Here is a 13,608-nt window from a genome sequence, read left to right as displayed (position 1 = left end):
GGCCTTCCGGAGTGGTCGGCATCACTGAATCGGGAAGGAGGGGGCATGGCTTCCCCGACGAGCGTTCATGACCGCGCACCTGCGCGCGCGTCCCTGCTATACGATCCCCGCGTGCGCGGCATCGTTGTCCAGGTTGTGGTCGCGATCGCGCTGGTCCTCGTCGTCTACTGGATCATCGGCAACACGACCGAGAACCTGCAGCGCGCCAACATCGCATCGGGTTTCGACTTTCTAGGCCGCCGCAGCGGCTTCGACATCAGCCAGACCCTGATCGACTATTCGGCCAACTCGACATTCGGCCGCGCGATCCTGGTCGGCTTGGTCAATACCATCCTCGTTGCCGTCATCGGCATCGTGACTGCCACGATCATCGGGTTCCTCATCGGTGTTGGGCGGCTGTCTCGAAACTGGCTGATCTCGAAGATCTGCACGGTTTACGTCGAGGTGTTCCGCAACATTCCGCCGCTGCTGGTGATTTTCTTCTGGTATCTCGGCGTGCTCGCCGTGCTGCCCGGCGCGCGCGAAAGTGTTGACCTGCCGCTGGGCACCTATCTCAACAATCGCGGCTTCTACATGCCGATGCCGATCTGGGGCGAGGGCGCGTGGCTGATCCCCGTGGCGTTCGTGATCGCCATCGCGATGTCCTTCTTCGTGGCGCGCAAAGCGCACCAGCGGCAGATGGCGACCGGCCAGCGCTTTCCCGTATTGTGGACGTCGCTCGCGCTGATTGTCGGTCTTCCGCTGCTTGCTTTCGCAGCAACGGGTTTTCCGTTGACGTTCGACATGCCGGAACAGGGAGCCTTCAACCTCGTCGGTGGCTTCTCGATCAAGCCGGAGTTCCTTTCGCTTTATCTGGCATTGTCCTTCTATACGGCCTCCTTCATCGCCGAGATTGTCCGTGCCGGTATTCTCGGTGTGAGCAAGGGACAGACGGAAGCAGCTCACGCGCTTGGCATCCGCCCCGGCCCGACATTGCGTCTGGTCATCATTCCGCAGGCCATGCGCATCGTCATTCCGCCGCTGACCAGCCAGTATCTCAACCTGACCAAGAACTCGTCGCTCGCCGTCTTCATCGGCTACCCCGATCTCATCCAGACCGGGCAGACGACGATGAACCAGACCGGTCAGGCGATCGAGGTCGTGGCGATCTGGATGCTGATCTATCTGGGCCTGAGCCTGTCGACGTCGACGTTCATGAACTGGTTCAACGCCAAGATGGCGCTGGTCGAGCGATAGGAGAGATTGATGCAACAGGAAGATCTCTCCTTCGTCCGCACCGAGCTGGAGCCCGAACGACCGGCTCCAGCCCGCGAGCGCGGTATCGCCCGGTGGCTGCGGATAAATCTGTTCGCGACGCCGCTCGATTCGGTCCTCACCGTGCTGGGCGTGCTGTTGATCGCCTATTTCGTCCCACCGATGATCCGCTGGGCGTTCATCGACGCGGTGTGGAGCGGACCCGATCGCTCGGTTTGCGCGACGGTCGCGCAGGGCGGCATCCAGCCCGAAGGCTGGTCGGGCGCCTGCTGGGCGTTCGTCAACGCCAAGTTCGAGCAGTTCATGTACGGCCGCTACACGGTCTCCGAGCGCTGGCGGGTCAATCTGACCGCCGTGATGTTCGTAGCCCTGCTGGTGCCGCTGTTGATCCCGCGCGTGCCGCACAAGTTCCTCAACGCGGTAGCCTTTTTCATTATCTTCCCCATCATCGCCTTCATCCTTCTGGTGGGCGGCTGGTTCGGCCTCGATTATGTGGCGACGAGCCTGTGGGGCGGCATGCTGGTGACGATGGTGTTGTCCTTCGTCGGCATTTCGGTGTCGCTGCCTTTGGGCATCCTGCTCGCGCTGGGGCGTCGTTCCAAGATGCCTGTGGTCAAGATGCTGTGCGTCGCCTTCATCGAGACGGTGCGTGGCGTGCCGCTGGTGACGGTGCTGTTCATGGCGAGCGTGATGCTGCCGCTGTTCCTGCCCGCCGGCATGACTTTCGACCGCTTCCTGCGCGCATTGGTGGGTGTCGCGCTCTTCGCGTCGGCCTACATGGCCGAGGTGGTGCGGGGCGGCCTCCAGGCAATTCCCAAGGGGCAATATGAGGGCGCGGATTCGCTCGGTCTCAGCTACTGGCAGTCGATGGGATTGATCGTCCTGCCGCAGGCGCTGAAGCTGGTCATTCCGGGCATCGTCAACACCTTCATCGGCCTCTTCAAGGACACCAGCCTCGTTTACATCATCGGCATGTTCGACCTGCTCGGTATCGTGCGTCAGAATTTCGCCGATGCGAACTGGATTTCGGCTCAGACGCCCATGTCGGGCCTGATCTTCGCCGGGTTCATCTTCTGGATATTCTGCTTCGGCATGTCGCGCTATTCCATCTACATGGAACGCCGGCTGGATACGGGCCACCGACGGTAGGGCGGAAGCAATAACAACAGGCCAAAGCGCCAAAAAGGGGAATGATATGGCCACTGAAAACGCAGTCGCCGCAGACCAGATCGCAATCGACCGATCGCGGATGCAGATTTCGGACACCGAGGTCGCCATCGAGATCGAGGGCATGCACAAATGGTACGGTGATTTTCACGTTCTCAAGGACATCAACCTCAAGGTCATGCGTGGCGAGCGGATTGTCGTTTGCGGCCCCTCGGGCTCCGGCAAGTCGACGATGATCCGCTGCATCAACCGTCTTGAGGAGCACCAGCAGGGACGGATCGTCGTCGACGGCATCGAGCTGACCAACGATCTCAAGAAGATCGACGAGGTGCGCCGCGAAGTCGGCATGGTTTTCCAGCACTTCAACCTGTTCCCACATCTGACTATCCTGGAAAACTGCACGCTGGCCCCGATCTGGGTGCGCAAGACGCCCAAGAAACAGGCGGAGGAAACTGCCATGCACTTCCTTGAGCGCGTGAAGATTCCTGAACAGGCCCACAAGTATCCGGGCCAGCTTTCCGGTGGTCAGCAGCAGCGCGTGGCGATCGCCCGCTCGCTGTGCATGAACCCCCGCATCATGCTGTTCGACGAGCCGACCTCGGCGCTCGATCCGGAGATGATCAAGGAAGTGCTGGAGACGATGGTCGGCCTCGCCGAAGAAGGCATGACCATGATCTGCGTCACCCACGAGATGGGCTTTGCCCGCCAGGTGGCGAACCGCGTGATCTTCATGGATCAGGGCCAGATCGTCGAGCAGAACAAACCCGAAGAGTTCTTCGACGACCCGCAGCACGAGCGCACCAAGCTGTTCCTCAGTCAGATCCTGCACTGAGACGCCCGGCATTTCCTCGAGCAGCGCGACGGTAATGATGCGCCGTGCCGCTCTTGCTTTGGCGGTCCTGGCTGCGCTTGCCGCCGTGGCAGCGCTTCTAGGCGCGGCGCTGCCGCGTCCGTTCCTTGCGGCCGAGAGCGAACAGGACGCGGGGCCGCTGAGGCGTATCCTGATATTTGCCAATCCAATTCATACCGATATTGCGCTGCCGCCGGATCCGGATGTGCTGGCCAGCTTTGCGTTTCTGCGTGAAGACGGCTTGCCGATCGACGATCCCGCGGTCGGATGGATCGCGTTCGGCTGGGGTGGGCGTTCCTTCTATCTGGAGACCCCGACCTGGGCCGAATTGAAGCCCGGCCCCGCATTCCGGGCTCTGACGCTCGACAGGGCCGTCATGCATGTGGCGCTGGCAGGCGAGGTCGACCCGGCGCAGGCTGGCGTTCTTGCGCTCGACCTCACGCCTGCGCAATTCCAGCGGCTTGTGGATAATATCGTTGCCAGTTTTACACGGAATGCCGAAGGCGCCGTCGTTCCGATCGAGGGGCGTTCCTACGGTCCCTACGATCGTTTCTACGAAGCAAACGGCTGGTTCAACGCGCTTGTCGGATGCAATGTTTGGACGGCTTCGGCTTTGCGCTCCGCGGGGCTACGAACCGGGTGGTGGAATCCGCTGCCTTTGAGCCTGCTCTGGTCCGTCGAAGCCTACAATTCGGTCTGAGAAGCCCGGCTTGTTTCAAGGCGTGGGAGGTGGTCGCCGATATCCCAGCCGTAAAGCCAGTCGAAGTCGGCGGCGAGCGTTTCCGGTTTGCGCAGCGCCAGCACCCGGTCGCGTACAAAGGCGACCGGACCGGACGCATGCCATGTGAAGCGGTTGAACGCGCCACGCGCCGCCACGCGCTTGACCCGCTTGCGCCGCGCCTGCTCGTAAAGCGACAGCGCAGCCGCCAGACTGGTGGGTTCGCGGGCAAGTGCCGCAGCCAGCGCGACTGCATCCTCGATAGCCATTGCGGCGCCCTGCGCCGCATAGGGGCTCATGGCGTGGGCGGCATCGCCGATCAGGGCAATACCGGCCTTCGCTGTCCAGGCGCCGTCCGGCGGTACTTCGTGGATCGGCCAGGTCGTCCAGTGGTCTGCTACCTGCACCAGTTGTTGAAGGGCAGGGGCGGCGCCGCCCATTGCCGCTACCAGCATCGACAGGTCAGCCGCGTTGGACCATCTGCGTGTCAACTCCGACGCGCGCGTCACGGCAACCAGGTTGATTGCCTCACCCGCGCGAACGGGATAGGCGACCAGGTGAAAGCCGGCGTGCAGCCATGCGGTGACGCGATCGTTTGGCGGCAGTGCCGCATCCGTTCTGCTCACCGCGTGCGCGGACGGGAGCATCGCGCGCCAGGCAACATATCCCGAATAGCGGCTTTGCCGCCCATGCCCGCCGAGTTCGCGCAATGTCGACCATACGCCGTCGGCGCCAACTGCGAGTTTGCAGCCGAACTCCTCGATCCGTCCGTCGCGGTCGACCGAGAGCGTGACCCCATAGTCATGGAACGCGGCGTCGCGCACGGTCGCGCCGGTCGCCAGGTCAATCTCGGGCTGCCGTTTCACCGTGGCAAGAAGCGCGCTCTGCAGGTCGGCGCGATGGACTGTCAGATAGGGCGCCCCCCAGCGGCGCACCGCCTTCTCGCCAAGAGGGACGGATGCGAGCCGGCCAAGCGTTCGCGCACTGCGGATTTCCACCGCCTCGGCGCGCACTGCGATCGGTTTCAGGATCGAAAGAACACCCAGCCGGTCGAGCAGGCGCGTCGCGTTTGGTGAAAGCTGCAGCCCGGCGCCGACTTCTTCCAGCCGGTCGGAGCGTTCGAAAAGCCTGACCTGAAAACCACGCTGTGCGAGCGCCAGCGCTGCCGTCAGGCCCGCAATGCCAGCCCCGGCAATCGCGATCGGCCCGGCGCGGAGGTCCACTTCAGGCTCAGGCGGCCTGCGGATGGTAGAGCGCGCCGGCGGGCGAGGTCTCGGTGGCCTTCAGCTTCGCATTGTAGCGATAAAGCGTCGAGCAGTAGGGGCAGACCTTCTCGGCATCGTCGCCCATGTCGAGAAAGACATGCGGATGGTCGAAGGGCGGATTGGCACCCACGCACATGAATTCTTTCACGCCGATCTCGATCGCGGCGTGACCTGCGTCGTTTTGGAAATGCGGTATCGCGTGGCCGGCCATCGGAAGCTCCCGGATGCTGCAAACTCGAAGCGGATTGCCTGCGTTTGCAGCATAAACCCGGTCTTTGCAAGTCGATGATATGAAACTGTCGCAAAAGCCTGTCACGAGGTAGATTGGCGGCTTGTCGCCTGGCAAACCTTTGGGGCACCGAGGAGATCATGAACGAACTGAGACCGGCAACGAGTGAATTTACCGGCGAGATGCAGGCGCTGGCGGCCGCGCCCGACGGCAATCCGGACCGGTTCGTGAACCGCGAATTCTCCTGGCTCCAGTTCAATCGCCGCGTGCTCGACGAATCGCAGAACCCCTGCCATCCGCTTCTGGAGCGGGTGCGTTTCCTGTCGATCTCGGCGACCAATCTCGACGAGTTCTTCATGGTGCGCGTCGCTGGTCTTGCTGGCCAGATCCGCGAGGGAATTGCGATCAAGAGTCCGGATGGGCGCACGCCGGAACAGCAGCTCGAACTGCTGCTGCTCGAAGTCAGCCGCCTTCAGGAAGACCAGCAGCAGAGCTATTCGCTGCTGACCGGTCTGATGCGCAAGGAAGGGATCGAGATCGTCCGCGCCACCGCGCTCGTCAACGACGAGAAGGCGTGGCTGGACGAGCACTTCATGGAGGCGATCTTCCCGGTGCTGACACCGCTGTCGATCGACCCGGCACATCCGTTTCCGTTCATTCCCAATCTCGGTTTTTCGATCGCGCTGAACCTGCGCCACCGCAGGCAGGCCGAGGAGATGACGGCGCTGCTGCGCCTGCCCGTAGCCCTGCGCCGTTTCATCCGGCTGCCGGACCGCAAGAGCACGGTGCGCTACATTGCGCTGGAAGATGTCGTGGGCATGTTCATCGGCAAGCTGTTCCCCGGCTACGAGGTGAAGGGTTCGGGCACGTTCCGCATCATCCGAGACTCCGACATCGAGGTCGAGGAGGAGGCCGAAGATCTCGTGCGCCTGTTCGAAAGCGCGCTGAAGCGCCGCCGCCGGGGCCAGGTGATACGCATCGAATTCGATGACGAGATGCCGGAAGGCCTGCGCGATTTCGTTGCCAGCGAGCTTGGCGTCGGTTCGTCGCGCATCAGCGTCCTGAAGGGGCCGCTGGCGGTCAACCAGATTTCCGAGATCGTCGCTCTCCCGCGCGACGATCTCAAGTTCACGCCCTACAATCCGCGCTTCCCCGAGCGCATCCGCGAGCATGGCGGCGATTGCTTTGCCGCGATCCGTGAGAAGGACATCGTCGTCCATCACCCCTATGAGAGCTTCGACGTGGTGGTGCAGTTCCTGCGTCAGGCGGCGCTGGACCCGGAAGTCGTCGCCATCAAGCAGACGCTCTACCGCACCTCCAACGACAGCCCCATCGTGCGCGCCCTGATCGACGCGGCAGAAAGCGGCAAGTCGGTGACGGCGCTGGTCGAGCTCAAGGCGCGTTTCGACGAGGAAGCCAACATCCGCTGGGCGCGCGATCTCGAGCGTGCCGGCGTGCAGGTCGTCTTCGGCTTCATCGAGTTGAAGACGCATTCGAAGATGTCGCTCGTGGTGCGCCGCGAGGACGGCAAGCTGCGCAACTACGTGCATCTGGGCACGGGCAACTACCACCCCATCACCGCGCGCATCTACACCGATCTTTCCTATTTCACGTCCGACCCGATGATTGCGCGCGACGTCGCGCAGGTGTTCAACTTCATCACCGGCTATGCCGAACCCGCCAACGAGATGCATCTGGCCATCTCCCCGCTGACGCTGCGCAACAGGATCCTCGAGCATATCAGGGCGGAGAAGGAGTTCGTGGCCGCGGGCAAGCCTGCCCAGATCTGGATGAAGATGAACTCGCTGGTCGACCCGACCATTATCGACGCGCTCTACGATGCAAGCCGCGCCGGCGTGGAGATCGACCTCGTGGTGCGCGGCATCTGCTGCCTTCGTCCGCAGGTGCCGGGGCTGTCGGAAAACATCCGCGTCAAGTCGATCGTGGGCCGCTTCCTGGAGCACAGCCGCATCTACTGTTTCGGCAATGGTCATGGGCTGCCTTCAGACGATGCGATCGTCTACATCAGTTCCGCGGATCTGATGCCCCGTAACCTCGATCGCCGTGTCGAAACGCTGGTGCCGATCACCAACGGGACTGTGCATGAACAGGTGCTGGGCCAGATCATGCTCGGAAACATCATGGACAACCAGCAAAGTTTCGAAGTATTGGCGGACGGTACCTCGCGGCGGATGATGCCCGAGGAGGGAGAGGAACCGTTCAACGCGCAGGAATATTTCATGACGAATCCCAGCCTGTCCGGTCGAGGTGACGCCCTGAAATCCCATGCGCCGAAGCGCATTGCGCAACACAAGCGCCGCAAGAAGGCCAACACAGCCGAGACTGCATGATTCATACATCCCAGGGCCGGCTGCAAGATCGCCAGCCACTGTCGATCATCGACATCGGGTCGAACTCGATCCGTCTCGTCGTCTATGAGGGTGTTGCGCGTTCGCCGACCGTGCTCTTCAACGAGAAGATGCTGGCCGGATTGGGGCGCGGCATCGTAACGACCGGCAAGCTCGACCCCGAGGCCGTTCGCCGCGCCGTGGACGAGTTCCGGCGCTTTCGCGCGCTGTCCGAGCAGGCAGGTTCCGAGCATCTGCACGTGATCGCAACGGCGGCCGCCCGCGAGGCGGAAAACGGCATGGACTTCATCCATCGCGCGGAAGAAATCCTCGGTGCGGAGATTCGCGTGCTTTCAGGCCGTGAGGAAGCCCACTATTCGGCCCTCGGCGTCATCTCCGGTTTCCACAAGGTGGATGGTATCGCCGGCGATCTCGGGGGCGGCAGTCTCGAACTGGTCGACGTGAAGGGCGAGACGATCGGCGACGGCATCACCCTCCCGCTCGGCGGCCTGCGGTTGCAGGACATGGCGAAGAGCTCGGCCGACGCGGCAACCCGCATCGCCCGGCGCGAGCTCAAGCGCGCCAAGCTGCTTGCGGGCGGGGAGGGGCGCACCTTCTATTGCGTTGGCGGCACGTGGCGAAACCTCGCCCGCCTCCACATGAATGCCACCGGCTATCCGCTCAACGTGATGCATCACTACGAGTTCGACGTCGAAGGTTCCGAAGGCTTTCTCAAGCAGGTTGCCAGCGGCGACATCGGCAAGATGAAGGGCATCGAGCGCATTTCCAAGTCTCGACGGGCGCTGCTGCCTTATGGCGCCACCGTGCTGCAGGAAATCATCACGGCGATGAAGCCGAAGGACATCGTCGTCTCGGCGCTCGGTGTGCGCGAAGGCTATCTCTATTCGCTACTGGAGGAGGAAGATCGCCGCCGCGACGCACTGCTGTCGGCGGCGGAGGAGCTTGCGGTGTTGCGCGCCCGCTCGGTCACCCATGCGCGCGAGCTGGCGGCGTGGACCGGCGAGGCGTTCGAGGCGTTCGGGCTGGAGGAAAGCGAGGAGGATGCACGCTACCGGCAGGCGGCCTGCCTGCTGGCCGACATCGGCTGGCGCGCGCACCCGGAATACCGCGGCACGCAGTCGCTCAACATCATCGCGCACGCATCCTTCATCGGTGTCGACCATCCGGGCCGCGCCTTTATCGGCCTCACCAGCCTGTTCCGGCACGAAGGCATCTATGAGGATGCGGTCTCGCCGACGATGCAGGCGCTTGCGGGCGCGCGCCACGTCGAACGGGCGCGCATACTCGGCGCGCTCCTGCGGGTGGTCTATCTGTTCTCGGCATCCATGCCCGGCTTGATGCCGCGGCTCAAATGGCGAAAGGGCGACGGTGACAGGCTCACCCTTGTCGTGCCTGCCTCGCATGCCGGCCTGCTGGGCGAACGTCCCGAGGGGCGCATGTCCCAGCTTTCCAAGGTACTCGGCAGGCCGATGGACATCGCCGTCGGCGAGTGATCGGCTCCTGCTGGCCTCAGTAGGACAGCTTCGGATACCAGTCCGTGCCGCGACCGCCAGGCGTGAGATCGAGGATCGACCACAGCGACGCGATGTCGGGCGCGAGGCGCGGGTCCTGCCCAGGGTCCGCCGCCGCAGACGGCATTTCGGCGGCCCAGAACAGCCTTACCGCGTCGCCCTCCCGCGAAAAGACCACCAGCGCAGGGTTTTCCGTGCCGTCGTCGTTGATGAGGCCCAGATCGTTGGCGTAGTCGTCGCCGACCGTCTGCATGAAATCGAGGTGTTGCCAGCCGCGCTCTTTCGCAAACGCCAGCTGGCGCTCAACCGGGCTGCGGCCGAATATCTTGAGAGATACTCGCTGTTCAATGTCGGCCGCGTTGCCGTCGACCGCGCCGAGCCAGTTGGTGCACATAGGACAGGGGCGTTCGCGCTGAGGCCCGTACATCCAGAAATAGCTGACAAGGGTGTCGTGCTTCCCGAACAGGTCCGCGAGGCCGAGGTCATTGCCTGCGGCATCCCGGAACCTGTAGTCCTTGTCTATGACCGGGCCAGCCGGCAGGGACTGCCGCTGCTCGCACAGACGCGTCATGTGGCGGCGAAATTCGATCTCCTCCGCCAGCAAGGTCTCGCGCGCCTTGCTATATTCCGAGCTTTCGCCGGGAAACGGCGGTTGCCTGAGGGCAGCCAGCTCGGCTGCCTGCGGGAGTGGATTGGCCATGTCAGCAACTCCTTCTTTTGCGATCTTACTCAAAGACGGATTGCGTTTGCCGGTTCCGACAATCCTGCAACGTCAAGTCGGCCGATCGGCGGGAACATAGGTCAACCTGACCGCTTCGTCGCCGATGCGCTCGCTTGCCGTCAGCCGCAGCTTTGGCGGGGGAGAGGCAAAGTACGGCTTGCCGCTGCCAAGGGCGACGGGATGGACGTAGAGGCGGTAGGCGTCGATCAGGCCAAGCTCTGTCAGGCGCTGCGCCAGCTCCGGCCCGCCGACCTCGATTTCGCCGTCGAACTCTTCTTTCAAGCGGTGTACCGCCGCGCCGACATCTCCGCTGATCAGCGTCGCGTTCGGGCCGACTGACTGCAACGAGCGCGACACGACCCATTTCGGCTGGCGTCGCCATGCCTCCGCGAAGGCTCGGAGATCCGGCGTCCATTCTGGATGCTCCTCGTCCCAATAGCGCATCACCTCGTAGAGGCGCCGTCCGTAGATACTGCCTGTCTGTTCCTGCGCCTGCTCGATGAAATGCTGAAACAGTACGGGGTCGGGCCCGAATTTGTCGTGGTCGACGTAACCGTCGAGCGATACGTTCATGCCAAAAACAAGCGTGGCCATCGTCTCTGTCCTCCCGGGTGCCGCGTAACCGGCGTATTGAACTCTATGCACAGCGAAAGCGTAGGTGGCTGGCAGTGCGATCACGCCATGGCGTAGCGCATCAGGACGCCGCCATTCTGAAGCGCTTTCGCTTCCAGGAGCTTCAACGACGTCTTTTTGTCGGCCGTCTTGAACAGCGGCGTGCCCGCGCCCCGAAGCACCGGCGCGATGCAGATGCGGTACTCGTCCACGAGACCTTCGGCTATCAGGGTCGAAAGCAGGTCGGCGCTGCCGAACACGTAGATATTGCGGCCGTCCTCGGCCTTCAGTCGGCGGATCGCGTCGCCGACGTCGCCGTCGATCAGCGTCGAATTGTTCCAATCGACGCTCTTGAGCGTCCGCGAGGCGACAAGCTTCGGCACCGTGTTCATTGCCGTGCCGATCTCACCTTCGCTGTTCTCGGTCCAGTGCGCTGCCATGCCCTCGTAGGTCTTGCGGCCGAAAAGGATGTAATCGAGGTCTGCCAGTTGATCGGTGGACAGTTTCTCGAGTTCGGGACCCCACACGGTTTCGTGGAAGTCGAGCTCCCAGGGTTCCGTTCCCTCGAAATAGCCATCGAGCGTTGCGACGTTCCAGGCGATCAGCTTGCGCATCGTCTTTCTCCCTAATCTGATTGCTAATTGCAACCGGTATGTGTCTTCTCTCATATCCGATTGCTGATTGCAAGTGGTATTCTTTGAAGCGCTCGCAAAGGTGCCCGGACCGGTCGGGAGAGGGTGCCGGCCCGGGCTGTGCGCAGCAGGCGGTCTGGTTCTACAAACCCGGCGCCGGATACCGCTCCCAGAAGCCTGGAGCGGGCTCCGTCTGCTGCACGACGTCGACCAGCACACCGGCCGGGTCGCGGGTCATGAAGCGGCGCTGTCCCCATTCCTCATCCGTCAGTGGATGCACGATCGGCGCGCCGCTGGCTGCAAACCGGTCATGGACGGCTGCCACGTCACTGACTTCGACGGTCAGGATCATGCCGAGCCCATTGAAGGACTCGGGGCCGGGCGGATTGGACGGATGATCGGGATGCATGAACGCAAGCGTCGCCCCGCGCGTCTCGCCGTCGGCGGGACCGGACAGGTAGACGAACCAGCTCGCCTCGAACAGCACGTCGAACCCGAAATGTGTGACGTAGAAGTCGCGCGCTTCGAACAGCGCCGGCGTGGTGATGAGCGGGTAGAGGTCGCGAACTTTCATGGCCTGTTCCTCCTGCGGTGTGGCAGCATTGTCTGCAAAGGCGGCTGTGGACGGTGCCGTGGCGGCCAGCATTGCGCCGGCGACGAGGCTTGCGATCGCGCGCGCGAGACGGCGCGCCGGCCCCCGCCTGGGGCGGCTTTGGTATTTCATGGCAGGTTCCTTTCTTGTGAGGGCAGGTGGTCACATGACCACCAGGCCTGCCGCGAGATTAGGCTTTGCCGGAAGCATAACAATTATCCGCAAGGTAATGGCGAAGACGAGCTTTGCGGTAATCGGCCGGGCACCTTGCGGGCCGCTCCCCAACCTCGCACCAACAAGCGGTGCATCACACACAATCGGTCTTCTCATGCGGTATGTTATACTATAACAAATGCCTGCCAACAGATATGGAGGTTAGGCAATGAAGTCTATTTCACGCTGGACGTGGCTGGTTCTCGCCGCCGGCGTCGCAGCCGCTTCGGTCGCAGGAAACGCGAAGGCCGATGAAGATTCGCATTGGCGGCTTTTCGTCGGCGACCACACCGATCCCGTGGTGCGCGCCATAGAGCTGGATGACGGAAAGGAGGCGGGCCGGTTCGACCTCGATTCCTATGCGAGCCTTTATCGCAGCAAATCGGGCCGTACCGTGTTCGCTGTCCAGGGCGAAGCCGGCAAGGTCGCGATATTCCGCTCAGGTCTTGCATTGGAGGATCATGGCGAGCACGTCGATCTCGACATTGACGATCCGGAACGCCTCGAAACGGCGTTTTCAGGTGAGAAGCCTGCGCACTTCTTCGAAAATGGCGGCCGCATCGCGATGTTCTACGATGGCGAGGGGCGTGCCGACATCTTCCCCGAGGGGCAGGTGCTCGACGGAAAGTTCAGCCCGCTCACCCTCGATGTCGGAGCGCCGCATCACGGCTTGGCCGCATCCTTCGGCGACTACGTGATCCACTCGGTTCCCGATCCCGAGGACGCGTCGCGCCGGCCGGTGGCGCTGCGCATAAAGGATTCCTCGGGCAATCAGGTCGGCGAAGACGTCGCGTGCCCGGGCCTTCACGGTCAGGCGGGTTCCGGCGGCGTTCTGGCTTTCGGATGCCATGACGGTATCGTCGTTGCCATGTCCGCCGGGTCGGCCGCTCCCGAGTTGCGGCACGTGCCGACCGCGGAGCTTGGAGAAGGCAACGTCTCGACGCTGCGTGGCGGCACGGCGCTGCAGTTCTTCCTGACGAATTATGGCCAGAGCGCCGTGGTTCTGGTTGAGCCGGGCGCCGAGACCACGTTCCGCAAGGTCGATCTGCCGATGCGGCGCGTCGATTTCGCGGTGGACCCGGCCAAGACGCGCAACACCTACATCCTTACCGAGGATGGCAAGCTGCATCTGCTCGACGTTCTTTCCGGCAAGATCGAGAAAAGCCTGCAGTTGACCGAGCCCTATTCGATGGACGGCCACTGGCGCGATCCGCGGCCGCGGCTGGCGGTCGCCGGCGACTATCTTGCCGTCACGGATCCGCTGAAAGGCGTCATCCGGCTTGTCGATACGGATAGCTTCTCGGAAGAGCGCACGATCGCCGTGGAGGGCATGCCCTACACCATCGTCGCCGTCGGCGGCTCCGGGAAGCAGCACGATTGATCGGGCCAATCGCTGGTCTTAGCCGGCGACATCCCTCTCCCCCGTCGATCGGGGGAGAGGTGGTCTGCAAAGCCAACCGGATTGGGGCGCGAAT

General features: G+C 63.0%; 13 protein-coding genes. 7 read left to right on the top strand and 6 right to left on the bottom strand.

Annotated features, from left to right (window positions below; all coding sequences use genetic code 11):
* The first annotated feature begins 45 nt into the window (after positions 1 to 45).
* From ACVJNE_RS16140 to ACVJNE_RS16125, 4 genes are read left to right on the top strand one after another with little or no spacing between them, the layout of a single operon-like run.
* Positions 46 to 1,236, top strand: coding sequence for an amino acid ABC transporter permease (locus ACVJNE_RS16140; protein WP_499567177.1), 1,191 nt, complete (start codon positions 46 to 48; stop codon positions 1,234 to 1,236).
* A 9-nt stretch (positions 1,237 to 1,245) separates the two neighbouring features.
* Positions 1,246 to 2,403 (top strand): amino acid ABC transporter permease, encoded by a 1,158-nt coding sequence (locus ACVJNE_RS16135; RefSeq protein ID WP_499567176.1) that lies wholly within the window; start codon positions 1,246 to 1,248, stop codon positions 2,401 to 2,403.
* Positions 2,404 to 2,449: 46 nt separating this feature from the next.
* A complete protein-coding gene (locus ACVJNE_RS16130; RefSeq protein ID WP_499567174.1) occupies positions 2,450 to 3,253 on the top strand; it encodes an amino acid ABC transporter ATP-binding protein in 804 nt (267 codons plus the stop codon).
* A gap of 37 nt (positions 3,254 to 3,290) precedes the next feature.
* A complete protein-coding gene (locus ACVJNE_RS16125) occupies positions 3,291 to 3,971 on the top strand; it encodes a TIGR02117 family protein (RefSeq protein ID WP_499567412.1) in 681 nt (226 codons plus the stop codon).
* Here the strand turns inward: ACVJNE_RS16125 and ACVJNE_RS16120 are convergent.
* A complete protein-coding gene (locus ACVJNE_RS16120; protein ID WP_499567172.1) occupies positions 3,956 to 5,212 on the bottom strand; it encodes an FAD-dependent oxidoreductase in 1,257 nt (418 codons plus the stop codon). The two genes, ACVJNE_RS16125 and ACVJNE_RS16120, sit on opposite strands and share 16 nt — an antisense overlap.
* A gap of 7 nt (positions 5,213 to 5,219) precedes the next feature.
* Positions 5,220 to 5,465: a zinc-finger domain-containing protein gene (locus ACVJNE_RS16115; protein WP_173190558.1), complete on the bottom strand. Its 246-nt coding sequence runs from the start codon at positions 5,463 to 5,465 to the stop codon at positions 5,220 to 5,222.
* A gap of 158 nt (positions 5,466 to 5,623) precedes the next feature.
* Here ACVJNE_RS16115 and ACVJNE_RS16110 point away from each other — a divergent pair, with 158 nt between their 5' ends.
* Both ACVJNE_RS16110 and ppx read left to right on the top strand, forming a co-directional pair.
* Entirely contained in the window at positions 5,624 to 7,834 is a 2,211-nt protein-coding gene (locus ACVJNE_RS16110) for an RNA degradosome polyphosphate kinase (RefSeq protein WP_499567170.1), read from the top strand.
* Positions 7,831 to 9,345, top strand: coding sequence for an exopolyphosphatase (ppx, locus tag ACVJNE_RS16105; protein WP_499567168.1), 1,515 nt, complete (start codon positions 7,831 to 7,833; stop codon positions 9,343 to 9,345). The genes ACVJNE_RS16110 and ppx overlap by 4 nt, the downstream gene beginning before the upstream one ends.
* A 16-nt stretch (positions 9,346 to 9,361) precedes the next feature.
* Here ppx and ACVJNE_RS16100 read toward each other — a convergent pair whose 3' ends face one another.
* From ACVJNE_RS16100 to ACVJNE_RS16085, 4 genes are all read right to left on the bottom strand, one after another.
* On the bottom strand, positions 9,362 to 10,063 hold the full coding sequence (locus ACVJNE_RS16100) for a DUF899 family protein (RefSeq protein ID WP_499567166.1): 702 nt from the start codon (positions 10,061 to 10,063) through the stop codon (positions 9,362 to 9,364).
* 72 nt (positions 10,064 to 10,135) lie between these two features.
* Complete coding sequence (locus ACVJNE_RS16095) at positions 10,136 to 10,678, bottom strand: dihydrofolate reductase family protein (protein WP_499567164.1); 543 nt, start codon at positions 10,676 to 10,678, stop codon at positions 10,136 to 10,138.
* A gap of 80 nt (positions 10,679 to 10,758) precedes the next feature.
* A complete protein-coding gene (locus tag ACVJNE_RS16090) occupies positions 10,759 to 11,310 on the bottom strand; it encodes a dihydrofolate reductase family protein (protein ID WP_499567162.1) in 552 nt (183 codons plus the stop codon).
* 160 nt (positions 11,311 to 11,470) lie between these two features.
* Complete coding sequence (locus tag ACVJNE_RS16085; RefSeq protein ID WP_499567160.1) at positions 11,471 to 12,052, bottom strand: VOC family protein; 582 nt, start codon at positions 12,050 to 12,052, stop codon at positions 11,471 to 11,473.
* Positions 12,053 to 12,302: 250 nt separating this feature from the next.
* Here ACVJNE_RS16085 and ACVJNE_RS16080 point away from each other — a divergent pair, with 250 nt between their 5' ends.
* Entirely contained in the window at positions 12,303 to 13,514 is a 1,212-nt protein-coding gene (locus ACVJNE_RS16080) for a hypothetical protein (RefSeq protein WP_499567158.1), read from the top strand.
* Positions 13,515 to 13,608: the final 94 nt, after the last annotated feature.

It is taken from the genome of Mesorhizobium sp. DxT, from assembly GCF_058448885.1.
Note: the sequence above shows the minus strand (reverse complement) of the source record. Positions and strands in the feature narration are given on the sequence as shown.

Coding starts and splice junctions, on each gene's coding strand:
- ACVJNE_RS16140 (WP_499567177.1), top strand. CDS start 46: ATGGCTTCCCCGACGAGCGTTCATGACCGCGCACCTGCGCGCGCGTCC.
- ACVJNE_RS16135 (WP_499567176.1), top strand. CDS start 1,246: ATGCAACAGGAAGATCTCTCCTTCGTCCGCACCGAGCTGGAGCCCGAA.
- ACVJNE_RS16130 (WP_499567174.1), top strand. CDS start 2,450: ATGGCCACTGAAAACGCAGTCGCCGCAGACCAGATCGCAATCGACCGA.
- ACVJNE_RS16125 (WP_499567412.1), top strand. CDS start 3,291: ATGCGCCGTGCCGCTCTTGCTTTGGCGGTCCTGGCTGCGCTTGCCGCC.
- ACVJNE_RS16115 (WP_173190558.1), bottom strand. CDS start 5,465: ATGGCCGGCCACGCGATACCGCATTTCCAAAACGACGCAGGTCACGCC.
- ACVJNE_RS16110 (WP_499567170.1), top strand. CDS start 5,624: ATGAACGAACTGAGACCGGCAACGAGTGAATTTACCGGCGAGATGCAG.
- ppx (WP_499567168.1), top strand. CDS start 7,831: ATGATTCATACATCCCAGGGCCGGCTGCAAGATCGCCAGCCACTGTCG.
- ACVJNE_RS16100 (WP_499567166.1), bottom strand. CDS start 10,063: ATGGCCAATCCACTCCCGCAGGCAGCCGAGCTGGCTGCCCTCAGGCAA.
- ACVJNE_RS16095 (WP_499567164.1), bottom strand. CDS start 10,678: ATGGCCACGCTTGTTTTTGGCATGAACGTATCGCTCGACGGTTACGTC.
- ACVJNE_RS16090 (WP_499567162.1), bottom strand. CDS start 11,310: ATGCGCAAGCTGATCGCCTGGAACGTCGCAACGCTCGATGGCTATTTC.
- ACVJNE_RS16085 (WP_499567160.1), bottom strand. CDS start 12,052: ATGAAATACCAAAGCCGCCCCAGGCGGGGGCCGGCGCGCCGTCTCGCG.
- ACVJNE_RS16080 (WP_499567158.1), top strand. CDS start 12,303: ATGAAGTCTATTTCACGCTGGACGTGGCTGGTTCTCGCCGCCGGCGTC.